Annotated in this window: 25 protein-coding genes; 16 read left to right on the forward strand and 9 right to left on the reverse strand. The window is 64.2% G+C overall.

Annotation, left to right across the window (positions count from 1 at the left end; translation table 11 throughout):
• Positions 1–15 precede the first annotated feature (15 nt).
• Together BMX61_RS21755 and gatB are read right to left on the reverse strand one after the other, a co-directional pair.
• Positions 16–513: a GNAT family N-acetyltransferase gene (locus BMX61_RS21755; RefSeq protein WP_075628862.1), complete on the reverse strand. Its 498-nt coding sequence runs from the start codon at positions 511–513 to the stop codon at positions 16–18.
• Positions 513–2,015, reverse strand: a complete 1,503-nt coding sequence (gene gatB, locus BMX61_RS21760) for an Asp-tRNA(Asn)/Glu-tRNA(Gln) amidotransferase subunit GatB (RefSeq protein ID WP_075628863.1) — start codon at positions 2,013–2,015, stop codon at positions 513–515. The genes BMX61_RS21755 and gatB overlap by 1 nt, the downstream gene beginning before the upstream one ends.
• A 209-nt stretch (positions 2,016–2,224) precedes the next feature.
• Here gatB and BMX61_RS21765 point away from each other — a divergent pair, with 209 nt between their 5' ends.
• Together BMX61_RS21765 and BMX61_RS21770 are read left to right on the forward strand one after the other, a co-directional pair.
• The gene (locus BMX61_RS21765) at positions 2,225–3,682 is read left to right on the forward strand and encodes an ArnT family glycosyltransferase (RefSeq protein ID WP_234794778.1); all 1,458 of its coding nucleotides are present in this window, start codon (positions 2,225–2,227) and stop codon (positions 3,680–3,682) included.
• 375 nt (positions 3,683–4,057) lie between these two features.
• The gene (locus BMX61_RS21770; RefSeq protein WP_075628864.1) at positions 4,058–4,315 is read left to right on the forward strand and encodes a YjhX family toxin; all 258 of its coding nucleotides are present in this window, start codon (positions 4,058–4,060) and stop codon (positions 4,313–4,315) included.
• A gap of 18 nt (positions 4,316–4,333) precedes the next feature.
• Here BMX61_RS21770 and BMX61_RS21775 read toward each other — a convergent pair whose 3' ends face one another.
• Complete coding sequence (locus BMX61_RS21775; protein WP_075628865.1) at positions 4,334–4,612, reverse strand: hypothetical protein; 279 nt, start codon at positions 4,610–4,612, stop codon at positions 4,334–4,336.
• A 99-nt stretch (positions 4,613–4,711) separates the two neighbouring features.
• On the opposite strand from BMX61_RS21775, the gene BMX61_RS21780 reads away from it, so the two are divergent.
• Positions 4,712–4,897 carry a hypothetical protein gene (locus BMX61_RS21780; RefSeq protein WP_075628866.1) on the forward strand — a complete coding sequence of 62 codons (186 nt, stop codon included), beginning with the start codon at positions 4,712–4,714 and terminating at the stop codon, positions 4,895–4,897.
• Complete coding sequence (locus BMX61_RS21785; protein ID WP_075628867.1) at positions 4,881–5,180, forward strand: type II toxin-antitoxin system RelE/ParE family toxin; 300 nt, start codon at positions 4,881–4,883, stop codon at positions 5,178–5,180. The genes BMX61_RS21780 and BMX61_RS21785 overlap by 17 nt, the downstream gene beginning before the upstream one ends.
• A gap of 142 nt (positions 5,181–5,322) precedes the next feature.
• Here BMX61_RS21785 and gatA read toward each other — a convergent pair whose 3' ends face one another.
• The 3 genes from gatA to BMX61_RS21800 all read right to left on the reverse strand — a co-directional run bounded on the left by gatA (position 5,323) and on the right by BMX61_RS21800 (position 7,984).
• On the reverse strand, positions 5,323–6,804 hold the full coding sequence (gatA, locus tag BMX61_RS21790) for an Asp-tRNA(Asn)/Glu-tRNA(Gln) amidotransferase subunit GatA (RefSeq protein ID WP_075628868.1): 1,482 nt from the start codon (positions 6,802–6,804) through the stop codon (positions 5,323–5,325).
• Between the two features lie 59 nt (positions 6,805–6,863).
• A complete protein-coding gene (gene gatC, locus BMX61_RS21795; protein WP_075628869.1) occupies positions 6,864–7,151 on the reverse strand; it encodes an Asp-tRNA(Asn)/Glu-tRNA(Gln) amidotransferase subunit GatC in 288 nt (95 codons plus the stop codon).
• 128 nt (positions 7,152–7,279) lie between these two features.
• Positions 7,280–7,984 carry a metal-dependent hydrolase gene (locus BMX61_RS21800; RefSeq protein WP_075628870.1) on the reverse strand — a complete coding sequence of 235 codons (705 nt, stop codon included), beginning with the start codon at positions 7,982–7,984 and terminating at the stop codon, positions 7,280–7,282.
• Between the two features lie 99 nt (positions 7,985–8,083).
• Between BMX61_RS21800 and ruvX the strand changes: the two genes are divergently transcribed.
• Entirely contained in the window at positions 8,084–8,578 is a 495-nt protein-coding gene (gene ruvX / locus BMX61_RS21805; protein WP_075628871.1) for a Holliday junction resolvase RuvX, read from the forward strand.
• Here the strand turns inward: ruvX and BMX61_RS21810 are convergent.
• Both BMX61_RS21810 and BMX61_RS21815 read right to left on the reverse strand, forming a co-directional pair.
• Positions 8,515–8,877: a DUF6105 family protein gene (locus tag BMX61_RS21810; protein WP_075628872.1), complete on the reverse strand. Its 363-nt coding sequence runs from the start codon at positions 8,875–8,877 to the stop codon at positions 8,515–8,517. The genes ruvX and BMX61_RS21810 overlap by 64 nt on opposite strands.
• A gap of 196 nt (positions 8,878–9,073) precedes the next feature.
• Positions 9,074–9,253 carry a hypothetical protein gene (locus tag BMX61_RS21815; protein WP_075628873.1) on the reverse strand — a complete coding sequence of 60 codons (180 nt, stop codon included), beginning with the start codon at positions 9,251–9,253 and terminating at the stop codon, positions 9,074–9,076.
• Between the two features lie 294 nt (positions 9,254–9,547).
• Between BMX61_RS21815 and BMX61_RS21820 the strand changes: the two genes are divergently transcribed.
• On the forward strand, positions 9,548–10,483 hold the full coding sequence (locus BMX61_RS21820) for an AEC family transporter (protein ID WP_075628874.1): 936 nt from the start codon (positions 9,548–9,550) through the stop codon (positions 10,481–10,483).
• On the opposite strand, the gene BMX61_RS21825 is transcribed toward BMX61_RS21820, so the two are convergent.
• The gene (locus BMX61_RS21825; protein WP_075629183.1) at positions 10,465–12,114 is read right to left on the reverse strand and encodes an acyl-CoA dehydrogenase family protein; all 1,650 of its coding nucleotides are present in this window, start codon (positions 12,112–12,114) and stop codon (positions 10,465–10,467) included. The two genes, BMX61_RS21820 and BMX61_RS21825, sit on opposite strands and share 19 nt — an antisense overlap.
• A 217-nt stretch (positions 12,115–12,331) precedes the next feature.
• Between BMX61_RS21825 and BMX61_RS21830 the strand changes: the two genes are divergently transcribed.
• The 10 genes from BMX61_RS21830 to rpmG all read left to right on the forward strand — a co-directional run bounded on the left by BMX61_RS21830 (position 12,332) and on the right by rpmG (position 25,176).
• Positions 12,332–13,273 (forward strand): aspartate carbamoyltransferase catalytic subunit, encoded by a 942-nt coding sequence (locus BMX61_RS21830; RefSeq protein WP_075628875.1) that lies wholly within the window; start codon positions 12,332–12,334, stop codon positions 13,271–13,273.
• Entirely contained in the window at positions 13,270–14,607 is a 1,338-nt protein-coding gene (locus BMX61_RS21835; RefSeq protein WP_092743016.1) for a dihydroorotase, read from the forward strand. The genes BMX61_RS21830 and BMX61_RS21835 overlap by 4 nt, the downstream gene beginning before the upstream one ends.
• A gap of 54 nt (positions 14,608–14,661) precedes the next feature.
• Positions 14,662–15,270: a glycerol-3-phosphate 1-O-acyltransferase PlsY gene (gene plsY / locus BMX61_RS21840; protein WP_075628876.1), complete on the forward strand. Its 609-nt coding sequence runs from the start codon at positions 14,662–14,664 to the stop codon at positions 15,268–15,270.
• 4 nt (positions 15,271–15,274) lie between these two features.
• Positions 15,275–16,420 carry a DNA-processing protein DprA gene (gene dprA, locus BMX61_RS21845; RefSeq protein ID WP_075628877.1) on the forward strand — a complete coding sequence of 382 codons (1,146 nt, stop codon included), beginning with the start codon at positions 15,275–15,277 and terminating at the stop codon, positions 16,418–16,420.
• 512 nt (positions 16,421–16,932) lie between these two features.
• On the forward strand, positions 16,933–19,680 hold the full coding sequence (gene topA, locus BMX61_RS21855) for a type I DNA topoisomerase (protein WP_075628879.1): 2,748 nt from the start codon (positions 16,933–16,935) through the stop codon (positions 19,678–19,680).
• 85 nt (positions 19,681–19,765) lie between these two features.
• Entirely contained in the window at positions 19,766–22,075 is a 2,310-nt protein-coding gene (gene rnr, locus BMX61_RS21860) for a ribonuclease R (protein ID WP_083639558.1), read from the forward strand.
• 358 nt (positions 22,076–22,433) lie between these two features.
• The gene (locus BMX61_RS21865) at positions 22,434–22,856 is read left to right on the forward strand and encodes a DUF983 domain-containing protein (RefSeq protein ID WP_075628881.1); all 423 of its coding nucleotides are present in this window, start codon (positions 22,434–22,436) and stop codon (positions 22,854–22,856) included.
• Positions 22,853–23,725, forward strand: a complete 873-nt coding sequence (locus BMX61_RS21870) for an NUDIX hydrolase (RefSeq protein ID WP_234794779.1) — start codon at positions 22,853–22,855, stop codon at positions 23,723–23,725. The genes BMX61_RS21865 and BMX61_RS21870 overlap by 4 nt, the downstream gene beginning before the upstream one ends.
• A gap of 10 nt (positions 23,726–23,735) precedes the next feature.
• Positions 23,736–24,914 (forward strand): MFS transporter, encoded by a 1,179-nt coding sequence (locus BMX61_RS21875; protein WP_075628882.1) that lies wholly within the window; start codon positions 23,736–23,738, stop codon positions 24,912–24,914.
• A gap of 94 nt (positions 24,915–25,008) precedes the next feature.
• Entirely contained in the window at positions 25,009–25,176 is a 168-nt protein-coding gene (rpmG, locus tag BMX61_RS21880; protein ID WP_075628883.1) for a 50S ribosomal protein L33, read from the forward strand.
• Positions 25,177–25,749: the final 573 nt, after the last annotated feature.

Here is a 25,749-nt window from a genome sequence, read left to right on the forward strand (position 1 = left end):
GGCCTGGATCGCCCCTCAGAAATCCAGCACCTTTTCCAGAACCACGGTGGGCATGCCGTCCCGCCCGGCGCAGCTGGTCAGGCGGTCGATCTCGGCAAAGCCGAGTCGGGTATAGAAATGCAGTGCCCGCTCGTTCTGTTCGGCCACCTCGACCCGCATGCGCTCGGCTTCAGGAAAACAGGTTTCAAGCTCGGCGAAAAGGTCCCGTCCGATGCCCTCGCCCTGATGATCGGGATGGACATAGAGCTGGTGCAGCATGGCGAGCTTCGGCTGCTTGGCATCGCGGGCGGCAAAGCCCATGCCCGCCAGCCGGCGGCCATTATCCGCCACCACGAATTCCGAATGCGGACGGCCGAGGCGGTTTTTCAGGGCCGGCACGGAATGCCAGGAGGCCACGATCTCCGAGACCTTGTCCACGCCATAGACCGCGTCATAGGTCGCATGCCAGGTCTCGCCTAAGAGCTTGCTGACAGCGGGAAGGTCGGCCGGCGAAGCGGTGCGGACGAAGAACATCAGTCCTCCAGGCCGAGCTTGGCCTTGACAAGCGCCTGCACGGCCTGCGGATTGGCCTTGCCGCCGGTGGATTTCATCACCTGTCCAACGAACCAGCCCGCCAGCGTCGGCTTGGCCTTGACCTTGGCGACCTGATCCGGATTGGCGGCGATGATGTCGTCCACGGCCTTTTCGATCGCGCCCGTGTCCGTCACCTGTTTCATGCCGCGCGCTTCGACGATTTCGGCGGGATCGCCGCCTTCGGAGAAGACGATCTCGAACAGATCCTTGGCGATCTTGCCGGAAATGACCTCGGATTTGATCAGGTCAAGGATCGCGCCGAGCTGTCCAGGCGAAACCGGCGTCTCCTCGATCGACTTTCCTGCCTTGTTCAGCGCGCCGAGCAGATCGTTGATCACCCAGTTCGCCGCCGCCTTGCCGTCGCGCCCGGATGCCACCGCCTCGAAATAATCGGCAATCGCCTTTTCCGAGACGAGCACGGAGGCATCATAGATGGACAGGCCGAGCTCGGAAACGTAGCGGGCTTTCTTGTCGTCGGGCAGTTCCGGCAGGTCGTGCTTCAAGGCCTCGACAAAGGCATCGTCGAATTCGAGCGGCAGGAGATCCGGATCGGGGAAATAGCGATAATCATGCGCATCCTCCTTGGACCGCATGGACCGCGTCTCGCCCTTGTTCGGATCGAACAGGCGCGTCTCCTGGTCGATCTTGCCGCCATCCTCGAGGATCGCGATTTGGCGGCGCGCCTCATATTCGATCGCCTGGCCGATGAAGCGGATCGAGTTCATGTTCTTGATCTCGCAGCGCGTGCCGAAGGCCTCGCCTGGACGGCGCACGGAGACGTTGACGTCGGCGCGCATCGAGCCTTCGTCCATATTGCCATCGCAGGTGCCGAGATAGCGCACGATCGCGCGCAGCTTGGTCATATAGGCCTTGGCTTCGTCGGAGGAGCGCATGTCGGGCTTCGACACGATCTCCATCAGCGCCACGCCGGAGCGGTTCAAGTCGACATAGGACATGGTCGGATGCTGGTCATGCATCGACTTGCCGGCATCCTGCTCCAGATGCAGGCGCTCGATGCCGATCTCGATGTCCTCGAAATTGCCTTGGCGATCCGGCCCGAGCGAAATGACGATCTTCCCCTCGCCGACGACCGGATCCTTGAACTGCGAGATCTGGTAGCCCTGCGGCAGATCGGGATAGAAATAGTTCTTGCGGTCGAAGACCGAGCGCTTGTTGATCTGTGCCTTGAGGCCGAGGCCGGTGCGCACGGCCTGGCGCACGCATTCCTCGTTGATCACGGGCAGCATGCCAGGCATGGCGGCATCGACCAGCGAGACATTGGCATTGGCCGGCTTGCCGAATTCCGTTGAGGCACCGGAAAAGAGCTTGGCGTTGGAGAGAACCTGCGCATGCACCTCCATGCCGACGATCACCTCCCAGTCGCCGGTGGCGCCGGGAATGAAGCGTTTGGGGTCGGGGGTGCGCACGTCGACGATGGTCATGGAAAGGCTCTTCTTGAACGGCTGTTACCTGAAAACGGGGTTAAAACAATTGGCCTGCCGGTGCAAGCGGCGGGCGCACTTGACGCCGGCCGGCAAGCCGACAAGAACAGCGTGAAAGACGCTGAGCGCAGAATGCCGGAGAGCCGCAGGGGCAAAGCAGAGCGCACATGCCGGCGTCCCTCCAATCGCTTGTTCCTTCGAGGCCCACTTTGTCTCATGCCATTTCCCCGGCCGAGGCCGCGTCGCCCACGCGGCGCGCCGCCATTCTCGCCATCCTCGCCATCACGCTTTACCGCGTCGTCCTGCTCGCTTTCGACACGACCGATCTGTTCGTCGACGAGTCGCAATATTGGGCGTGGTCGCAGCATCTGGATTTCGGCTATTATTCCAAGCCGCCGCTGGTGGCCTGGGTCATCCGCCTGACGACGGAGCTCGGCGGCAGCAATGCGCGCTTCTGGGTGCGCCTTGGCGGCCCGCTCTGCCACATGCTGACGGCGCTCCTCCTGATGCAGGCGGCGGCCCGGCTGGCGGGCGAGAAATTCGCGCCCTGGGTGGGTTTGAGCTTCATCACCTTGCCGGCCGTGGCGCTTTCCTCCGTCTTCATTTCCACCGATACAGTGATGTTCGTCTTTCTGGCTGGGGCGCTTCTGGCCTATGCCGGGCTGATCGAACGTGCCTCTCTGCCCCGCGCGCTCGCCTTCGGCGCCTGCGTCGGCATGGCCATGCTCGGCAAATATTCCATGGTCTTCGTGGTCGGCTGCATTGGGCTCGCCGCACTTCTCATGCCCCGCGCGCGTGTCAGCTGGCGCGACGGTATCGTCTCGGCGCTGACCGCGTTCCTCGTCTTCTCGCCCAACATCTGGTGGAACCTCACCCACGACATCGCCACCGTTCGCCACACCTCCGACAATGTGAACTGGCAGGGCCTGAACCTGCACCTGCGCGGGGCGCTCGAATTCTTCCTGGCCCAGTTCGCCGTGGTCGGCCCCGTGCTGTTCGGCACATTGATCTGGGCGGGCGTGCGGGCGCTGAAGCGCGTCGACACGCCGCTGGAGCGGCATCTGGCGCTTCTCACCTGGCCGATCATCCTCGCCTTCGTGGTGGAAGCGCTCATCTCCCGCGCCTATGCCAATTGGGCGGTGCAGGCCTATGCTGCGGGCACGATCCTGGCGACGATCCTGCTTCTGACCCACACGAAGCGCGGCATCATCCATTCCTTCCGCATCAATCTCTTCGCGACGATCGTCTTCCCCCTCGTGTGCATCTTTGCCGCGCAGGTCGCACTGCCCGGTGGCGATTCGGTCCTGAAGCGCTATCTCGGCCGCGCGGCGCTCAGCCAGGAGATCGGTGCGACCGCCAAAGAGGTCGGCACCGCGGTGATCGTCGCCGAGAACCGCGACATTCTCGCCGACCTCTTCTACACGCTCAACGATCAGGGCTTCACACTGGCGGCGCGCAAGGAGGCGGGCTTCCCGCGGCATTATTACGAGCAGAATTTTGCGCTCGATCCGGCGACCGCCGGGCTGATTCTCTATGCCTCCATCGGCCAGTTGACGTGCAAGACTGGCACGCCCCAACTTGTGAAGACGATCAAGCCGGCAAGCGGCTATTGGCGCAAGCATGAGATCGCGCTCTATCTGACGGATGCCGCCTGCCTCGCGCCGTGATGCGGGGAGGAAGTCGCATCGGACCGAAAAGGTGGGAACCAGTTTTCGGAGAAATCCGATGCGAAGACAAAGAATCTGGAGCGTCGTCCCGATCCCCCTCTTCGGTGCGATGCTCTGGACAGACAGGCCTTGAAGATCCTAACATAGCGCATCCATCAAGGAGCTTGGATGTTCTCTTACGAGCAGACCCGCTGATGGTCTCGCGCATGCGGGCGGCCTGAGCGCCACCGCCTGCCCGAGACCCGGAAACGACGCCCCGCTTTGGCAGCCGCCACAGCGGACCCGTTTTCCTGCGCGACAGATGCGCCGGGTTGCTCTTTCCAAAGACGATGTCTGAAAGCCCCGGCCACTGTCCGCTTTGTCGGATCAGCAACAATGGATATTTCCCGCAAGGAGCAACGCATTCTCCACCGCCTCGCCCAAGGAGGGCGCATCGCCGTGGAACGCGACGAGAGACGCAAGATCGCCAAGACCCTGCTTCTCACCCGCGACGGCTGGCTCGCGCCCGGCCTCGACCTCGAAACCTTCCGCAAGCTCAAGCGCTTACGAGCCATCGCTTCGAAATCGGGCGAGCCCTATCGCATCACGGAGCGCGGGCTGGAACTGGTGCGCGCCGAACAGGACAATCGCTGACCTCTGCGCATCCTGAGATCAACCGGAATAGGCGGCAAGCGCGGCGCGCATGGCCGCCCATTCCTCAGCGAAGGTCCCCAAGGGCTTCGGCTTGCCGGCGCGGCGATACCAGTAGCCAGCATTCCAGTCATCGCCCTCGATGCGATGGCAGAGCGCATGGCCCCAATCGAACGCCGCCTCGCCCTCATGTGCCTGACAGATGTCATGCACCTCAGCCCAGTGCGGACCGGTTGTGAAACCGGCTTCGGCCAGACGGTCGAAGGCTTCGATGAGAGAGGTGAGATCGGATCGGGACATGGGGTCCTCCATGACTGAGGCGGCACCGTGCTTGTTCGATCGACAGATAGTGCGCCGCTTGCTCTTGGCGACGTGAAGCCTGGCGCCTATGATTGAAGGATGAGCGAAACCGATGACAAGCTGACCTTCAAGGTATTGATCGACCCTGCTCGGGACCAGGAGCCTGATGCCGGCTATCGCGCGTGGAAAGAGCGCAAAATACGTGCGGCACTCAAGCAAGCCGATCAGGGCGGACAGATGATACCGGCTGACAAGGTGTGGGCATCATTTGGTTTCGAAGATTGAGTTCACGCCGCAAGCGGTTGCGGATCTTCAAGAAATTCATGCCCACATTGCCACGAGCGACGCCTCTGCAGCGCAACGCGTGATTTCCCGCATTCGACAAGTCATCGAAATTTTTGAAGGCTTCCCGCTGCTCGGTCGCAATGGTCTTGTCGAAGGAACCCGTGAATTCGCCATAGCCGGGCTGCCTTACACAATCGTTTATCGCTGGCTCCCCTCCTCCGAGCGGATTGAGATCCTGACAATCGTGCATCAAAAGAAGCTTTATCCGCCTGAAAAAGCGTAAACCTGGACGCAAAGCGCAGGATCTCGACGATCCGTGTGCCCGTGACAACAAGGTACAGCTTGCGGAACGACAAGCAGTTGATCCGAAGGATGGCAACCGCTCTTCGCCTCGCCGTCTCACCGACCGTGACGTTCGCCTTCGATCACCACCAGCGCTTCGGCTCGAAGCGGCCGGCGGCCTGTTCGATGGCATAAGCGGTCTTGAACAGCGTCTCTTCCTCGAAAGGCTTGCCGATAAGCTGCAGGCCGAGTGGCAGGCCGGAGGCGTCGAGGCCGGCAGGAACGGCAATGCCCGGCAGGCCGGCCATGTTCACGGTCACGGTGAACACGTCGTTCAGATACATCTTGACGGGATCGGCGGCGAGCTCCTGATCGGCAATGCCGAAGGCGGAGGACGGCGTGGCCGGCGTCAGGATGGCGTCGACGCCGGCATGGAAGGCTGTCTCGAAATCGCGTTTGATCAGCGTGCGCACCTTCTGGGCGCGCAGGTAATAGGCGTCGTAATAGCCGGCCGAGAGCACATAGGTGCCGATCATGATGCGGCGTTTGACCTCCTGGCCGAAGCCTTCGGCACGCGTCTGCTCATACATGTCGGCAATGTCCTTGCCATCGACGCGCAGGCCGTAGCGCACGCCGTCGTAACGGGCAAGGTTGGACGAGGCCTCGGCGGGCGCGACGATGTAATAGGCCGGCAGGGCATATTTCGTGTGCGGCAAGGAGATATCGACGATCTCGGCGCCGGCATCCTTCAGCCAGGCAATGCCTTTCTGCCAGAGCGCCTCGATCTCGTCGGGCATGCCGTCGACGCGGTATTCACGGGGAATGCCGATCTTCATGCCTTTCAGCGAACCGCCAAGCGCCTGCTCGTAATCTGGCACCGGCAGGTCGACCGAAGTCGTATCCTTGGCATCGGTGCTGGCCATCGACTTCAAGAGAATGGCGGCGTCGCGCACATCGCGGGCGATCGGCCCTGCCTGATCGAGCGAAGAGGCGAAGGCGACGATGCCCCAGCGCGAGCAGCGGCCATAGGTGGGCTTGATGCCGACCGTGCCTGTAAAGGCAGCCGGCTGGCGGATCGAGCCGCCGGTATCCGTGGCGGTCGCGCCAGCGCAAAGATGCGCGGCGACGGCAGCCGCCGAACCACCGGAAGAGCCGCCGGGCACGAGATCGCGGTTGGCACCCTCGGCCCGCCAGGGGTTCTTCACCGGACCATAATAGGAGCTCTCGTTCGACGAGCCCATCGCAAACTCGTCCATGTTCAGCTTGCCGAGCATGACGGCGCCATCCGCCCAGAGATTGGCGGTGACGGTCGACTCATAGCGCGGCTTGAAGCCGTCGAGAATGTGGCTGCAGGCCTGGGTATGGACGCCTTCGGTTGCGAAGAGGTCCTTGATCCCAAGCGGAATGCCTTCCAAAGCGCCGGCCTTTCCGTCAGCGATGCGCGCGTCGGAGGCGACAGCCATCTTGCGCGCCTGCTCGGGCGTTACCGTCACATAGGCGTTCAGCGCGCCATTGGCGGCCTCGATCGCGCCGAGATAAGCGTCGGTCAGTTCGAGCGCAGTGAAGTCCTTGGCGGCAAGGCGGGCGCGGGCTTCGGCAATGGTCAGGCGGGTCAGGTCGGTCATGGGCGCTTTCGCGAGGCTTTGGCAGGGGCTTGTTCGGACAGTGGGACAGAGAAAATCGCTTATTCCACGACCTTCGGCACCAGGAAGAAATTGCGGTCCGAATTCGGCGCATTGGCGACGATATCCTCCGCCTTGTCGCCGTCATTGACCACGTCCTCGCGCTTCTTCATCGCCATCGGGGTGACCGATGTCATCGGCTCGACGCCGGAGACATCGACCTCGGACAATTGCTCGACAAAGCCGAGGATGGCATTGAGCTCGCCCATCATCCGGTTCGCATCCTCTTCATTCACCGCGATACGGGCGAGATGCGCGACGCGCTTGACGGTGGCGAGATCGACGGACATGGCTGGACTCCGATGGGCGTGGTTCTGTGGTTCGCTATACAAAGGGCATGGCGGCGGCGCAACCGCCATGAAACCCCTATCGTCGTCAGGCAGGCACAGTGGCGGCGCAGACAGGCGCCGCCGACGCATCAGAAGCTCAAGCCCTTGCCCACGGTTGCCACCGCCACCTTGGCCTGCGCGCCCTCCATGCCGGCCACGAACTTGTCGGCGGTCTGGTCGACAATGGGAAAGCTGGCATAGTGGCAGGGAATGACGGTCTCGAAGCCGAAATAGCGCTGGCAGGCGAGTGCGGCCACGGCACCGCCCATGGTGAAGCGGTCGCCGATGGGCATCAGGCCGATTTCCGGCTCGTGCAACTCGCGGATCAGCGCCATGTCGGAAAAGATGTCGGTGTCGCCCATGTGATAGACGGTCGGCTCATCCTCGAAATGCAGCACCAGGCCATTGGCGCTGCCCAGCGAATGGGAAGTCCCGTCCTCGGTCACCTGGGCGGAGGAATGCAGCGCCTGGGTGAAGGTGGCGGAGAAGCCGTCGAAATGCACCGTCCCGCCGGTATTGCCCATATCGAGCTTCGACACGCCTTTCTTGCCGAGCCAGGCAGCGAGGTCGGCATTGGCGAGAACGGTGGCGCCGGTTTCTTGCGCCAGCTTGATCGTGTCGCCGACATGATCGCCATGGCCATGGGTCAGGAGAATATGGGTCAGACCCGCAGCCGCGTCCTTCCGTGTCGCTTCGTCAAAAGCGGGATTGCCGGTGAAGAAGGGGTCGATCAGGATCTTCGCTGTCGCGGTTTCCAAGTGAAAGGCCGAATGGCCAAGCCAGGTGATCTTCATGGGAAAGGGTCTCCTTGGTCGGGAATGGGCTGAAAGGCGTTGCGTCCGCCGCCAGCATATGGAACGGGGAGGCTTTGCGGGAAAGAGGCTGATAAAAGCATGACGGTGATGACGATCGAGGATCTGGCGGCTGCCCTGCCGCCGCGCGTGGCCGTCGCCGGGCTCGATCTCGGCACCAAGACCATCGGGCTTTCGGTGTCCGATCTCGGCCGACGCTTCGCCACGCCGCGCACCGTCATCAAGCGGCAGAAATTCTCTGTTGATGCAGACGCCCTGCTGGCCTTTGCCGAGAAGGAAAAACTCGCAGCCTTCGTCATCGGCCTGCCGGTGAACATGGATGGCAGCGCCGGCCCGCGCGTTCAGGCCACCCGCGCCTTCGTGCGCAACATGGAAGCCAAGACCGACCTGCCCTTCGTTTACTGGGATGAGCGGCTGTCGACCGTGGCGGCGCAGCGCACGCTGATCGAAATGGACGTCTCGCGCGCCAAGCGGGCCGAACGCATCGATTCGGCGGCCGCCTCCTTCATTCTTCAGGGGGCGCTGGACAGGCTGACCGCGCTTGCCCGCGCGGCGTCCACTGATGGTTCGGACTGAACCTCGACCACCTGCTGTGCCCGCGCCAGGCGACGCCGGATCCAGCCTGTAATGGTCTTTCTGCGGCGCAGCGCCAGCAGGCCGAAGACCAGAAGCGTATCGAAGGCCAACGCGCGCGCCACCAAAGGCGGAATGGCTTCCGGCGGCAGGCCGAGCGCGCTGCCATAGATTTGCATGACCAGATCATGCATGTCGCGGCTGAAGAAGTAGAGGCCGAAATTCAGGTCATAGAAGGACAAGCCGTACCAGCAGGACAGGAACAACAGAGGCCCGCCCCAGGCGATCAGAACCCACTTCATGGCTGGCCTCTCCTTCATTTTCTTTGCCATGCAGGCCTCATGCCCACATCCGTTCATCCCAGGCGAGCAAGGCCGCCGCCTGTGCAAGATCGTCCGGGGTCGGCCGTATCAGCTCACCAGTCGAGCTCATGCTTCCAAGCAGCGATCCGAGGATCAGAATCAACGCGCTGCTTCAGCGTCTTGTTTTGCTTCGGGTTTATCCGAAAAGCGGCTTCCATTTTTCAGCCTCGTGCTCCGGGGCCAAGGCCACGAGCAGCGAGCGCCGCGCCCGCTCCATCAGGAGGACACAAAGCATCAGCGCCGCCGACAACGTCAGGTCGGAGGGCAGCGCTGCGCTTGACAGGCTGAGCATGGCCACAAGCACCGCGTGTTTCATCAACCTCTCCTTGCACTCGATATCAACGACTGCCGTGCCATCCTGTTCGGCTCTCGCCGCCGGACGGTCTCGACACCCTTGCTCAAAGGTTAATGTGACCCCCGGGGGTTGATTGGCAACGTCAACCTTTTGTTAAGGTTAATTTCTGCGACTCGAAAAGGATCATGAAAACGTTGCAGGACGGACGCCGAGGCGGTAGAGCCACGCGTCAGAGCCCGTTATGCGCTGGCGATCCCGCGCGGCTCATCTCTTTTCCGCGTGGTCCTCCAAGGCGCCGCAAGGCGTAGTGAATCCATGTCCGTGATCTTCGAAAGCCTGGTGCCGATCTTCCTGCTGGTGGCCTGTGGCGTCTGGCTGAAGCGGGCGCGATTTCTGGCGCCGACGCTGTGGGAGGGGCTGGAGCAGCTCGGCTATTATGTCCTCTTCCCTGCCCTGCTCTTCTCCACGCTGGCCACAGCGCATTTCCAAGGCCTGAAGACGGATGCGACGGCGGCAGCGACGATTGGCGGCGTGCTGATCATGTCGGCTTGCGTCCTTGCGCTCTGGCCGCTGTTGAAGGCGCGCGGCGTCTCCGCCTCGACCTTCACCTCGCTGTTCCAGACCGCCACGCGCTGGAACGGGTTCATGGCGCTGGCGGCGGCGGAACGGCTTTATGGCACGACGGGGCTGACCCTGACCGCGCTGGTGATGACGCTGATCATCGTGCCGATCAATTTCGTCAACATCGGCGTGCTCATCTGGTTCAATGGCGGCCCGCGCAATCTGCGCTTCTTCGCCATGCGCATCCTGTCCAACCCGATGGTGTCGGCATCGCTCGCCGGCATCGCGCTCAATCTGGCGGGAACTCCTGTCTATGCGCCGGCCATGAGCGCCGTGCGCATGCTGGCGGAGTCTTCGTTGCCGCTTGGCCTGATCATGGTCGGCGCCGGGTTGAGACTGGGTGATCTCGTCCGGCCGAAGCCGCTGGTCTTTCTCTCCGGCGCGCTGAAGCTGATTCTCATGCCGATCTTCATGGTGGGGCTCGCGGCGCTGTCAGGTGTTCGCGGCGATGCGCTGCTCACCATTGCGCTCGGCGCCAGCGTGCCCACGGCGATGAACGGCTATCTGCTGGCCAAGCAGATGGGCGGCGATGCGCCGTTCTATGCGGTTTCAGCGACACTGCAGATGGTCGCGTCCTTCCTGACGATCCCGCTGGTGCTGACCGCCGCCGCCTATTTGGCGGCAGGGTAGAGCAGGTCGACGATATAGGCCGAATCAAAGCGCGAATCGAGCATGCCGTAGGTCGAGCGCCACCCAGCGGCAAGGCGTGATTCGAGGAAGGCGTCGGCGATTCGCCCTGCCCCCAGCCGGTAGAGCTCGGCCGCGGCCGCTGCCAAGGCCAGCTGCTCCATCAGCATGCGCGAGGCGCCCTCGTCGCGTTCGCAGAGCGAAAGTGCGGCGCGCAGAACGTCGATGGTCTTCGGCGCGGCCGCCCCCATATCGTGGGCGATGATCTGGAAGAGGTGGTCGAAATTTTCCTTGCCACGGCCCATGACGCGCAGCACGTCGAGCGCCATGACATTGCCCGAGCCTTCCCAGATCGCATTGACGGGGGCCTCGCGATAATGCCGGGCAATCGGCCGCTCCTCGACATAACCATTGCCACCAAGGCATTCCATCGCCTCGGCAATCAGCCCGGGCGCGATCTTGCAGACCCAATATTTGACGACGGGCGTCATCACCCGTGCATAGGCGGCATCGGCCGCACTGTCGCGCGAGCGGTCGAAGGCGCGCGCCAGACGGAAGCAAAGCGCGCTGGCGGCTGCCACATCCAGCGCCATATCGGCGAGCACGCGGGTCATCAGCGGCTGGTCGAACAGCGCCTTGCCGAAGACCTGGCGGCCGCGGGTGTGATGCACGGCTTCGGCGAGCGAGGCGCGCATCATGCCGGCAGAGGCGAGCGCGCAATCGAGCCGGGTGAGCGTGACCATGTCGAGAATCGTGCGGATGCCCTCGCCCGGCGGGCCGAGCACGAAGCCGAACGTGTCGGTGAACTCGACTTCGGCCGAGGCATTGGACCGATTGCCGAGCTTGTCCTTCAGCCGCTGGTAGCGCAGCCCATTGGCCGAGCCATCCTCCAGCAGGCGCGGCACGAGGAAGCAGCCGATGCCTTCGCGCGTCTTGGCGAGCATGACGAAGGCGTCGCTCATGGGTGCCGAGAGAAACCATTTGTGGCCGGCCATGCGATAGATGCCCTCGCCCACGCGCTCGGCGGTCGAGGTGTTGGACCGTACATCCGTGCCGCCCTGCTTCTCCGTCATGCCCATGCCGATGGTCGCGGCTGTCTTTTCCATGAAGGCGCGGTTGGTCGAATCATAGCGGCGCGAGAGGATCTTCGGCGCCCATTCCTTCTGCACCACCTGCGAGGCGCCGATGGCGGCGAGCGAGGCATTGGTCATGGTCAGCGGGCAGAGATGGCCGCATTCCAGCTGCGCGGTCAGATAGAATCGGATGGCGCGGGCGAGATGGTTGATGCCCTTTTCCGGCCCCAGATTCTCCCAGGGCGAGGCATGCAGGCCCGAACTCATCGAGCGACGCATCAGCGCATGCCAGGCCGGATGGAAGTCCACCACATCGAGCCTTTCGCCGCGGGCCCCGTGGGTGCGCAGCTCCGGCGGATTGTGGTTGGCCATGCGGGCCAGGTCCTGCGCCTCGGGCGAGGTCACATAGCGGCCAATGCCGTCGAAATCCTCGCGCAGCTCGCGTGCCATGCCGCTGGCGATATCGGTCAGCAGCGGGTCCGACAGAAAGGCATTGATGCCCGACCACGGCTTGGGCTGGTTCAGCTCTTTCAGCGTCTGTTCTGTTTTGTTCGTCGTCATGGCCGGCTTGTCGTTGATGTCGGGCGCGCGCGCAAGAGCTGTCGAGACACCGTCCCGTGCGCATTGGATCGCCTGCACTCTATTCGGCCGGCGTTAAGAAAGGAAAGGGACTCTTTGCGGCATCGGCGTCAACAGCATGGAAAGGCGGGGAAAGCGCTCTTGCCGGGGCGTTGCGCAGTCCCTATAGAGCGGCCACGAGCAAAAGGGGCAGATCGCCATGAGCCATTTCCCACATCGCCATCTCCTGGGCATCAAGGGGCTGACGGAGCCGGAGATCACCCTCCTGCTCGACCGGGCCGACGAGGCCGTTCAGATTTCCCGGCAGGCGCAGAAGAAGACCTCGACGCTGCGCGGGCTGACCCAGATCAACCTCTTCTTCGAGGCCTCAACCCGCACGCAATCCTCCTTCGAGCTCGCCGGAAAACGGCTGGGCGCGGATGTGATGAACATGTCGGTCGGCAATTCCTCGGTGAAGAAGGGGGAAACGCTGATCGACACGGCGATGACGCTGAACGCCATGCATCCCGACGTGCTGGTGGTGCGCCATTCGAGCGCAGGGGCAGCCGCCCTTCTCGCCCAGAAGGTCTCCTGCTCCGTGGTCAATGCAGGCGACGGCCAACATGAGCATCCGACCCAGGCGCTGCTCGACGCGCTGACCATTCGCCGGGCCAAGGGCAAGCTGTCGCGCATCATCGTCGCCATCTGCGGCGATGTGCTGCATTCGCGCGTGGCCCGCTCCAACATCCTGCTCTTGAACCGCATGGGCGCGCGGGTGCGGGTCGTCGCGCCCGCCACGCTGCTGCCGGCCGGCATTGCCGATATGAGCGTCGAGGTCTTCCACTCGATGGAGGAAGGGCTGAAGGATGCCGACGTCGTGATGATGCTGCGCCTGCAGCGCGAGCGCATGGCCGGCTCCTTCGTGCCCTCGGTGCGCGAATATTTCCGCTATTACGGGCTCGATGCCGAAAAGCTCAAGGCGGCCAAGGAGGATGCGCTCGTCATGCATCCCGGCCCGATGAACCGGGGCGTGGAAATCGCCTCCGAAGTCGCCGATGGCCCGCAAAGCGTCATCGAAGCCCAGGTCGAAATGGGCGTCGCCGTGCGCATGGCGGTGATGGAGACGCTGCTGCTTTCGGAAAACAGGGGACCGCGCTCGTGACCGATACCGTTCTTGCCCCCGACGCCGCGCCCGCCCAGGCTGGCCGTCCGCTGGCGCTGACCAACCTGCGCATCGTCGATCCCGCACGCAATCTCGACGAGACAGGCACAGTGCTGATCGCCGAGGGCCGCATTCTCGCCGCCGGGCGCGATGCCGCTAACCAGGGCCTGCCCGAGGGCGGACAGAGGATCGACTGCACCGACCTGGTGGCTATTCCCGGTCTGGTCGATACCCGCGTCTTCGTCGGCGAGCCCGGCGCTGAGCATCGCGAAACCATCGCTTCGGCCGCACGCGCGGCCGCCGCTGGCGGCATCACCAGCTTCGTCGCCATGCCCGACACCGATCCGGTGATCGACGATGTTGCGCTGATCGAATTCCTGCTGAAGACCGGACGCGACAAGGCCGTGGTCAATGTCCATGCCGCCGCCGCCCTGACCCGGGGGCTGCATGGAGAGGAGATGACCGAGCTCGGACTTTTGCGCGAGGCCGGCGCCGTCTGCTTTACCAACGGTCGCGAGCCGATTCACGATACGCTGGTGCTTCGCCGGGCCATGACCTATGCGCGCGATTTCGATACGGTGATCGCGCTGGAAACCCGCGACCGCTATCTGGGCGCGGGCGGCGTGATGAATGAGGGCCTGCTGGCCAGTTGGCTGGGCCTTGCCGGCATTCCGCGCGAAGCGGAAATCATCCCGCTGGAGCGGGATCTGCGCATCGCCAGCCTGACCAAGGCGCGCTACCACGCCGCCAAGATCTCGCTGCCCGAATCGGTCGAGGCGGTCAATGCGGCCAAGGCGCGCGGTGCCAAGGTCAGCGCCGGCATCTCGATCAACCATCTGACGCTCAATGAAAACGACATTGGCGACTACCGGACCTTCTTCAAGGTTTCCCCGCCGCTGCGCGCGGAAGACGACCGGCGCGCCATGGTCGAGGCGCTGGCCAAGGGCGAGATCGACATCATCTCCTCCTCGCACGACCCGCAGGATGTCGACACCAAGCGCCTGCCCTTTGCCGATGCGGCCGATGGTGCCATCGGGCTCGAAACCATGCTGGCAGCGGCGTTGCGCCTCCATCACAGCGGCGAGGTGCCGCTGATGCGGCTCATCGACGCGCTGTCGACACGGCCGGCCCGGATCTTCGGCCTGGATGCCGGCACGCTTGCGCCCGGCGCGCGCGCCGATCTGACGCTGATCGATCTGGAAGAGCCGTGGGTGGTCGCGCGCGAGCAGCTATTGTCGCGCTCGAAGAACACGCCTTTCGAAAATGCCCGCTTTACGGGCCGCGTGGTCGAAACCTATGTTGGCGGCAAACGGGTCCATACCGGTCGCGCTTAACCCCCATCCTCGAAGCGGGCCTCCAACCGCATCCGTCATCGCAAGGGAAACACGATGTTTGACTGGCAGATCGGCCCGGTGCCGGCGCTCATCAGCTTCCTGATCGGCTATCTCTCGGGGTCCATCCCCTTCGGCCTCATTCTCACGCGCATGGCCGGGCTCGGCGATGTGCGAAAGATCGGCTCCGGCAATATCGGCGCGACCAATGTGCTGCGCACCGGCAACAAGAAGCTGGCCGCCGCCACGCTGCTGCTGGACGCGCTCAAGGGCACCGTGCCGGCTGCTCTGGCGCTACATTTCCTCGGTGTCGAAGCGGGCGTGATCGCCGGTCTGGCGGCCTTCCTCGGCCATCTCTTCCCCGTCTGGCTCGGCTTCAAGGGCGGCAAGGGCATCGCCACCTATATCGGCGTGTTGCTGGGCCTGGCGCCCTGGGTGGTGCTGGTCTTCGCGGCGGTCTGGCTGGGCTCTGCCAAGATCACCCGCTATTCCTCGCTTTCGGCCCTGCTGGCAACGCTCGTCGTGCCCATCGTGCTTGCCTTCACCGCACCGCTGCCGGTCACTCTGCTTTTCGTGGCGATGAGTGTGATCACCTGGGCCAAGCACCACGCCAACATCAAGCGGCTGCTCGCCGGCACCGAAAGTCGGATCGGTCAGAAGGGATAGACCGATGGGCGGCACGGCGCGCGAGGGGACCGGCATTGTCCTGACCGAGCGGCAACGCCTTGCCTGGTTGCGGCTGATCCGCTCCGACAATGTCGGGCCCTCCACCTTCCGCGATCTGATCAACCATTTCGGCTCGGCCGAACGGGCGCTCGACGCGCTGCCCGAGCTTTCGCGCCGGGGCGGCGCAGCGCGCCCGATCCGAGTCGCCAGCCGCGAGGAGGCCGAGCGCGAGATGGAGCGGGCGGTCCGCATCGGCGCCCGCTTCGTCGGCGTCGGCGAACCGGATTATCCACCGGCGCTGCGCCAGATCGATGGCGCGCCGCCGCTCCTCTGCGTCAAAGGCCATGCGCCAACAGGACTTGCCCCCGCGCTTGGCGTGGTCGGTGCGCGCAATGCATCCGTCAGCGGTGCCAAATTTGCCGCCTATCTTGCCCGTGAGGCTGGCAAGGCCGGCTACAGTGTAATTTCGGGTCTCGCACGCGGCATCGATGCGGCCGCGCACCGCGCCACGCTCGATTTCGGCACCATCGCGGTTCTCGCCGGCGGCATGGACAAGCCTTACCCGCCGGAAAATCTGCCATTGCTGGCCGAGATCGTCGAAGGGCGCGGGCTGGCGATCACGGAGATGCCACTGGGCTGGGAGCCGCGCGCGCGAGATTTTCCCCGGCGCAACCGGCTGATTGCCGGCGTTGCCCTCGGTCTCCTAGTGGTGGAAGCGGCGGCCCGCTCGGGCTCGTTGATCTCGGCGCGCCTGGCCGGCGAATTCGGCCGCCTGGTCTTCGCAGTCCCCGGCTCACCGCTCGATCCGCGGTCGGAGGGCGCCAACCGGCTGATCAAGGACGGGGCGATCCTGACCACCGGGCCGGCTGACGTGCTGGAAGCCCTGGCGCCGCTCAGCCGCATCGACCATGTCGCGCCGCCGGTGGTGGATGAGCCTGAACGGCCGGAAACGGACATGACGGCCCCGGACCATCGCGCCCGCGCCGCCATCCTCGACGCGCTTTCGCCGACCCCGGTCGAGATCGACGATCTCATACGCTATACCGGCCTGCCGCCGGCCACCGTCTATCTCGTCCTGCTAGAGCTTGATCTTGCCGGGCGTCTCCATCGCCATTCCGGCGGCCGCGTTTCCCTCGCCCTCGGCGATTGAGCTGATCGCCCGCCTTCCGCTTAAAATGTCACCGGCTTCCACATAGGCCATCTCAATCAAATAGCAGAGCATGTCGGCCTTGGCTCCATCGGCCACGCTGCGCAATTCGCCGAGCATTTGGCGGATATAGGCGATTCGGTCCCGCGCCATGGCTGGCGGCGGCGGGCTCTGTGTCTGTTTCGCAATCATCTATCGGTCCTGTCGGCAGAAAAATCGGCACCGAGCCGTCAGCACGCGGCACTTTCGATTTCTGGCGCCCCATACAAGGCGAGGTCATCGCGAAAGGCCGCGTCACGCGCTGCACGTGCAGGATATCGCCTTTATCTTTAATTGCAATATTGCATGCATCTCGCAATGGTTGTGGCGCGTTGCATCCCTTATTTCAGGCGGGCTCTTGACCGTGACAAATTCACTGTCCATGTCGGGGCTTCGATTGCGCAAGCGCGGCGGAGGCATTCCGGTTCCTGTCCGGATCGCGGGGCCCGCTGGAAAAAACGGTATTTAAAGAGCACATGACCACACACGTCGTCGTCGTGGAGTCGCCGGCCAAGGCCAAGACGATCAACAAATATCTCGGGCCGAACTACAAGGTTCTGGCCTCGTTCGGCCATGTCCGCGACCTTCCGGCCAAGGATGGTTCGGTGCGCCCGGACGAGGATTTCGCCATGTCCTGGGAGGTGGATTCCGCCTCGGCCAAGCGGTTGAACGATATCGGTGCTGCGCTGAAAAGCTCGGACGAGCTGATTCTCGCGACCGACCCGGATCGCGAAGGCGAGGCTATTTCCTGGCATGTGCTGGATCTGTTGAAGAAGAAGAAGCTGGTTGGCGACAAGCCGGTCAAGCGCGTGGTCTTCAACGCGATCACCAAGAAGGCCGTGCTCGATGCCATGGCCAATCCGCGCGAGATCGACGCGCCGCTGGTCGATGCCTATCTGGCCCGGCGCGCACTCGATTACCTCGTCGGCTTCAATCTGTCTCCGGTTCTCTGGCGCAAGCTGCCGGGCGCCCGCTCGGCCGGTCGTGTCCAGTCCGTGGCGCTCCGGCTGGTCTGCGACCGCGAATCCGAGATCGAGCGCTTCGTCTCGGAGGAATATTGGAGCCTGGTTGCCGAGCTTGCCACGCCGCGCGGCGACACGTTCGAGGCGCGGCTCGTTGCCGCAGACGGCAAGCGGCTGCAGCCGCGCGCTATCACCAATGGCGAGGATGCAAACCGGCTGAAGGCGCTGCTCGACGGTGCTGCATACAGGGTCGAAAGCGTCGAGGCCAAGCCGGTCAAGCGCAACCCCTCGCCGCCCTTTACCACCTCCACGCTCCAGCAGGCAGCCTCATCCAAGCTCGGCTTCTCGGCCTCGCGCACTATGCAGGTGGCGCAGAAGCTCTATGAAGGCATCGACCTCGGTGGCGAGACCGTGGGTCTGATCACCTATATGCGAACCGACGGCGTGCAGATGGCACCGGAGGCGATCGATGCCGCCCGTGCAGCCATCGGCGATCAGTTCGGCGCGCGCTACGTGCCGGAAAAGCCGCGCCTCTATTCGACCAAGGCCAAGAACGCCCAGGAAGCCCACGAGGCGATCCGCCCCACTGACTTCTCGCGCACGCCCGATTCCATCCGCCGGTTCCTCGACCCTGACCAGATCAAGCTCTATGACCTGATCTGGAAGCGCGGCATCGCCAGCCAGATGGCGGCCGCCGATATCGAGCGCACGACGGTGGAGATCACGGCGTCCAAGGGCGGCGAGACCGCAGGCCTGCGCGCCGTCGGCTCCGTCATCCGCTTCGATGGCTTCATCGCCGCCTATACCGACCAGAAGGAAGACGGCGAACAGGCCGACGAAGGCGAGGATGGCGGCCGCCTGCCGGAAATCAACCGTGACGAAAAGCTCGACAAGCGGGCGGTGAACGCCACCCAGCACTTCACCGAGCCGCCGCCGCGCTACTCGGAAGCCTCGCTGATCAAGAAGATGGAAGAGCTCGGCATCGGCCGGCCGTCCACCTATGCCGCCACGCTCGCCACCCTGCGCGACCGCGATTATGTGACGATCGACAAGCGCAAGCTGATCCCGCAGGCCAAGGGCCGGCTGGTCACCGCCTTCCTCGGCAGCTTCTTCCATCGCTATGTCGAATATGATTTCACCGCGGCCCTGGAGGAAAAGCTCGACCGGATTTCCGCCGGCGATCTCGATTGGAAGGATGTGCTGCGCGACTTCTGGCGCGATTTCTTCGCCCAGATCGAAGACACCAAGGAGCTGCGTGTCACCAACGTCCTGGACGCGCTGAACGAGGAACTGGCGCCGCTGGTCTTCCCCAAGCGCGAGGATGGTGGCGATCCGCGCCAGTGCCAGGTTTGCGGCACCGGCAAGCTGTCGCTGAAGCTCGGCAAATACGGCGCTTTTGTCGGCTGCTCCAACTATCCCGAGTGCAATTTCACCCGCCAGCTCTCCTCCGAGGGCGGCGCGGATGCGGAAGCCCAGGCCTTGGCCGAGCCGCAGGCGCTGGGCAAGGATCCGCTGACCGGCGAGGAAATCACGCTGAGATCCGGCCGTTTTGGCCCCTATGTCCAGCGCGGCGACGGCAAGGAGGCCAAGCGCGCGAGCCTGCCCAAGGGCTGGACACCTGAGACCATCGACCATGAGAAGGCAGTGGCGCTTCTGTCGCTGCCGCGCGACATCGGCGCCCATCCCGAGACGTCGAAGATGATTTCCGCCGGCATCGGACGCTACGGTCCCTTCCTGCTGCATGACGGCAAATATGCCAATCTGGAGACGGTGGAGGATGTATTTTCGATCGGTCTCAACCGCGCGGTGACCGTGATTGCCGACAAGGCTTCCAAGGGCCCGGCGGCACGTGGCGGGGCAGCCCAGACCGCGTTGAAACAGTTGGGCGATCATCCGGATGGCGGCGCGATCACCGTGCGCGATGGCCGTTACGGACCCTATGTCAATTGGGGCAAGGTGAACGCCACCCTGCCCAAGGGCAAGGATCCGCAAAGCGTGACGCTGGAAGAAGCGCTGCCGTTGCTGGCCGAGCGGGCCGCCAAGGGCGGCATCAAGACGCCGGCGAAGGCTAAGTCGACCAAGGCGGCGAAGACCACCAAAACGGCGTCGGCAAAGGCGAAGACCGCGGCCGGCGAGGATGGCGAGGCACCGGCGAAGCCCACACGCGCCAAGCCGGCAGCGGCCAAGAAGACCAAGAGCGCAGCTTCGGCCGCCAAGACGCCGACGGCGCGCAGCAAGGCCGCCAAGGCAGAAAAGGACTGAGCACGTGACCAAGCCCCCGCGCGAACCGAGAGAACGGACCGGTAAATCGACACTCCGTCTCGGCGCGCGGCGCAAGGCAGCGGACATGGCCGGCGAAAGCGATGCGCAGGCGCCGATCATCCATGGCGTGGTGCCGCCGCGCGACGTGCTGATGCGCTTTCTCACCGAAAATCCGGATCGCGCCTCCAAGCGCGAGATCGCCAAGGCCTTTGGGCTCAAGGGTGACCAGCGTGTGGGCCTCAAAGACCTTTTACGCGCGTTGGAAGAAGACGGGCTTCTGGAAAAGAAGCGCAAGGCGCTGACGCGTCCCGGTGCACTGCCGCCGGTTACGGTTCTCGACATCACCACGCGCGACCATGACGGCGAGCTGATCGCCCGCCCGGCCGAATGGCCCGAGGATGCCGGCGTCGCGCCAGCAGTGCTGATCCGCCAGTCGCAGATTGCCAAGTCCAAGGGCAAGCAGGCCGTCGGCGGCATTGGCGACCGGGTGCTGGCCAAGATCTTCGCCTCCAAAGGCGAAACCGGCCCCGCCTATACGGCCCGTATCGTCAAGGTGCTCGACCGCAAGCGCAGCGCCAATGCAGCGCTCGGCGTCTACAAGACGATGGCGAGCGGTGGCGGCCGGGTCCTGCCGATCGAAAAGCGCGGCGAGGAACTGATCGTCGATGCCGGCGCAGAAGGGGAAGCCAAGGATGGCGACCTGGTCGAGATCGAGATCGAACGCTCCGGCCGCTTCGGCCTGGCGCGGGCGCGCGTCAGCAATGTCATCGGCTCGGTGGCGACGGAAAAGGCGATCTCGATGATCGCCATCCATGCCCATGGCATTCCCTATGTTTTTCCCGACCGGGTGATCGAGGAGGCGGAGGCCGCCGGGCCCGCCACCATGTCCAAGCGCGAGGACTGGCGCACGCTGCCGCTGGTGACGATCGACCCCGCAGACGCCAAGGATCATGACGACGCCGTGCATGCCGAGCCGGACACGACACCCGAAAACGAGGGTGGTGTCGTTGTCACCGTCGCCATTGCCGACGTTTCCTGGTATGTCCGTCCGCGCTCGGCGCTGGACCAGGAAGCGCTGAAGCGCGGCAATTCGGTCTATTTCCCCGACCGCGTGGTGCCGATGCTGCCCGAGCGGATCTCCAACGAGCTCTGCTCGCTGAAGGAAGGCGTGGACCGGCCGGCACTCGCCGTGCGCATGCGCTTTTCCAAGGATGGGCGAAAGCTCGGCCATAGCTTCCACCGGATCATGATGCGCAGCGCCGCCAAGCTCGCCTATGCGCAGGCGCAGGCGGCGATCGACGGCAAGCCTGACAACCAGACCGGGCCGCTGCTGGAGCCGATCCTCAAGCCGCTCTGGGATGCCTATGCGATCCTGAAGCGCGGGCGTGAGCGGCGCCAGCCGCTGGAACTCGACATGCCCGAGCGCAAGATCGTCCTGAAGCCCGATGGCACGGTCGACCGCGTCTTCGTGCCCGACCGGCTGGACGCGCACAAGCTGATCGAAGAGATGATGATCCAGGCGAATGTGGCGGCGGCGGAAACGCTGGAAGCCAAGCGCCAGGTTCTCGTTTATCGCGTGCACGATGCGCCTTCGCTGGCCAAGCAGGAGGGCCTGCGCGAGTTCCTCAATACGCTCGACATCTCGCTGATGAAGGGCGGCAATCTGCGCGCCAACCACTTCAACGGCATTCTCGCCAAGGCCGAGGGCAAGCCTTATGCCGAACTGGTCAACCAGATGGTGCTGCGCTCGCAGAGCCAGGCGGTCTACAGTCCCGAAAATATCGGGCATTTCGGCCTGAACCTGATGAAATACGCCCACTTCACCTCGCCGATCCGCCGCTATGCCGACCTGATCGTGCATCGCGCGCTCGTCGGCGTGCTGGGTCTTGGCGAGGGCGGCATCACGCCGGCGGAGGAGGCTGGGCTGAACGACATCGCGGCTGAAATCTCCACCTTCGAGCGCCGCGCCATGGCGGCCGAACGCGACACGGTGGATCGGCTGATCGCCCATCACTTAAGCGCCCGCGTGCAGGAAGAATTCGATGGCCGCGTGTCGGGCGTCACCAAGTCCGGCCTGTTCATCTCGCTGCCCGAATATGGCGCCGATGGCTTCATTCCGATTTCCACGCTCGGGCGCGACTACTACATCTATGACGAAGCGCATCAGGCCTTGAGCGGCGAGCGCAGCGGGCTCGGCTTCCGGCTGGGCGACAGCGTGCGCGTCAAACTGGTCGAAGCCGTGCCGCTGGCCGGTGCGCTGCGCTTCGAGATGATCAGCGACGGCAACCCGATGCCGACCGCCACCCGCTCGTTCCACAAGGCCGGCCGCCGGGACCGCGCGGGCGGCCGGCGCGCACCGCCGGCAGGAACGCGCCCGCCCCGGGGCCGACGCTGAAAGCCTGATCCAGAGAGAGACAATGGTGGCGCGGACCGCATGCGCAGCGACAGCGTGTCGCGGACCAACCGGCGCATTTCAATGACGCGCCGGCAGACGCGCGCCGGCAAGCCGTTTATCACGGCTGTGATGGCGGCAAACGTCAGGCGGGCCAATAGATCCACAGTCCGCGCATCGGCGGATCGATGGCTCACGCCGACCCTGTGCTCCACCATCCGGGTTAGCGCGGATGGTGGAGATCGGAAAGCCATCGCGTGCCATGCTTGCATGATCGATCGTTCGAGCACCATATGCATGTGCATGGCGGCCAGCCGCTGTCGCTTGCGATGATGTCGGGCAATTTGTGCGGAGGATAGCAATGCAGAGCAATTCGATTGAGCGCCCGGCCATGCCGGCGATCCTGCGCGGCTTCAAGGGCCGATGCCCGCATTGTGGCGAAGGCAAGCTGTTCCGTGCGTTCCTGAAGCCCGTGGATCATTGTGCCGTCTGCGGTGAAGCCATGCATCACCACCGCGCGGATGACTTCCCGCCCTATATCGTCGTTACCGTCATGGGCCATCTGGTGATTGCCGGCTACATGGCGACGGAAACCGTGCTGCTCCTGTCAAGCTGGCAGCATCTGGCCATCTGGGTGCCCGTCACCCTTATCGGCTCGCTGGCACTGATGCAGCCGGTGAAAGGCGCTGTGATCGGCCTGCAATGGGCGCTGCGCATGCACGGTTTCGGCGGCAAGCCGGATCAGCCGGAAGATATCCTGCCACCCGCCCGCGAGCCGCGATGAACCGCAGCGAGGACGACGCGGCCTTTGGCAGGCCGGCGAGCACCGATGATGCAGGCCCCGGCCTGGATCTCCCGCTGAGCAGAGCCTTGGGGCCGCCGCCGGACGCGCAGCGCGCGGCGCGGCGGCTGCGCCCGCGCGATGCCGCAAGCCTGCTCCTCATCGACCGAAGCCGGGACACGCCACGGCTGCTGCTTGGCCGTCGGGCCGGCCGCCATGCCTTCATGCCCGGTCTTTTCGTGTTTCCCGGCGGACGACGCGATGCCGCGGATCTCAGGCATCCCGTGGCTGCCGGCCTACCCCACCCTGTCGAGCGGAGGCTGATGGCGGGGCTTGGCAGGCGCGCCAGCCCTGCCCTGGCCCGCGCACTGGCCGTGGCCGCCTTGCGAGAGCTGCAGGAAGAGGCAGGCCTGTCGATCGGCCGTCCGCTATCGGGCCCATCTGCCACATTACCGCGATCGCAGGCCCCGGCGCTCTCCTCAAAGTCGGGCACATCCGCGGGGAAAGTCATTCGAAATCAGCCATCGGCGCTGAGCTTTCTTCCGGATGCCGCAAACTTGCGCTATATCGCACGCGCCGTCACCCCTCCCGGTCACGTTCGGCGCTACGACACCCACTTCTTCGCGCTGTTTGCCGATGAGGCCGGGATCGACACGGCCGCCACGCGCGACAGTCTCGAACTCGAGGAGCTGCAATGGATCGCCCTGAACCAGGCCCTGTCAGTGCCGCCGCCTGTGCCCATGGCTGATATTACCCGTGCGATTCTGTCCGAGATGGCGCGCCGGCTCCTGGCCGATCCCGACCTTGCGCGCGACATGCCCGTTCCCTTCTACCATAGCCGGCGCGGATGCGTCGTCCGCGACCTGATGTAAGGACCTGCTCATGTCCATGCCGCCGCCCGGCGCTTCCGCGCCGGTTGACGAGATCCACTGGCCCTCGCTGATTGCCGCCATTTCCGCCATCACCGCGGTAGGCATCGCCATCGGGCTTGGCCTGCCGCTGCTGAGCATCATCATGGAAAAGCGCGGCATCTCCTCCACGATGATCGGGCTGAATTCGGCGATGGCCGGTATCGCCTCGATGATCGCCGCGCCGCTGACCACGGCTGCAGCGCACCGCTATGGCGTCGCGCGCACCATGCTGGTGGCCGTGGTCGTGGCCGCCATCTCGGCGCTCGGCTTCTACTATATCGAAAATTTCCTGCTCTGGTTCCCGCTCCGATTCGCCTTCCACGGTGCCATCACGGTGCTGTTCGTGCTGTCGGAATTCTGGATCAACGTCACCGCACCCCCGGCGCGCCGGGGGCTGGTGCTCGGCATTTACGGCACGGTGCTCTCGCTCGGCTTTGCCATGGGGCCGCTGCTCTTTTCCTTCCTCGGCAGCGACGGCATCCTGCCTTTCGCCTTCGGCGCCGCCGTCATCCTCTGTGCCGCCATCCCGATCTTCCTTGCCCGGCGCGAAAGCCCGGTGCTCGACGAGAAGCCGGAGCTGCATTTCATGCGCTACGTCTTCCTGGTGCCGACGGCCACGGCCGCCGTCTTCGTCTTCGGCGCGGTGGAGGCCGGCGGCCTCTCGCTCTTCCCGATCTATGGCACGCGTGCCGGCTTCACCGAGCGGGAGGCCGCCCTGCTCCTCACCGTGATGGGCATCGGCAATGTCATCTTCCAGATTCCGCTCGGCATGCTCTCCGACCGGATGAAGGACCGCCGCAATCTCCTGACGCTGATGACGGTCATCGGGCTGATCGGCGCCTTGTGCCTGCCGATCCTGGAGGAAAGCTGGTGGCTGATGGCCGTCGTCCTGCTCTTCTGGGGCGGCTGCGTTTCCGGTCTCTATACGGTCGGCCTCGGCCATCTGGGATCGCGACTCACGGGGTCGGATCTGGCCGCTGCCAATGCCGCCTTCGTCTTCTCCTACGCCGTCGGCACGGTGGCTGGGCCTCAGGCCATCGGCGCTGCGATGGATGTCACCGGCAATCACGGCTTTGCCTGGGCGATCGCCGGCCTCTTTGGCCTCTATGTCCTGCTTTCCCTGGTCAGGATCGCCATCCGGCCAAAATAGACTTGACTTTTCGGGCGCGATTTGTAGTTTCGCGCCCAGTTCGCCGGGGCTCGAGAGCGCGCCCTGGCTTTGTTTTTATCAAGGCAGGACGACCATGGCGAAAGCTGCAAAAATCAAGATCAAGCTTCTGTCGACGGCCGACACGGGTTATTTCTACGTGACCTCGAAGAACAGCCGCACGAAGACCGACAAGATGGTCAAGACGAAGTACGACCCGGTCGTGCGCAAGCACGTCGAGTTCAAGGAAACGAAGATCAAGTAATCTTCTTTTCTGACATCGCAAGGCGCCGGGCCGGCAGCGGCCCAGGCGCCTTTTTTGTTGCCTGTATTTGGGCTCCGCCGCCGCGCGGGACGTGGTCCAGACCAACAGTCGCCTTCGCCTGCTCAAGGATCGACGAAACGAGCCTGTGCCGCTCCCCGGCGCCGCATTCAGACCGATGAGAAACCCGTGCGAGAGCACGGCATCGTCCTGCGCAGCAAGCCGTCCGCTCCCCTGACCGCGCCTGGTGAAGAACAACTCACACGAGAGCAACTGCCGATGATCAAGGCGGTCATCGCAGCCCCGCTTGCCCGGCCTCGCCGCAATCCGATAGCCAGAAACGAAAAACGCCACCTGCCCCTATGGAGCAAGCGGCGTTGAGATGGCGTCGGCTGATCGCAGTCGCGGCACGAGGAACCACTTCGCACGATCAGCCGACAACCCCACGACCCAGGAGATGCGGCGGACCTGAGCATCATGGGGTAATGAAACCCATGGCCGAAACCAGCTCGTTTCGACCTGTTCAGAATTGACCGATCAGGGAAAAAAAGCAACGAAATCTTAACGTTCGAAACA

It is taken from the genome of Xaviernesmea oryzae (assembly GCF_900109605.1).
Lineage (GTDB): Bacteria > Pseudomonadota > Alphaproteobacteria > Rhizobiales > Rhizobiaceae > Xaviernesmea > Xaviernesmea oryzae.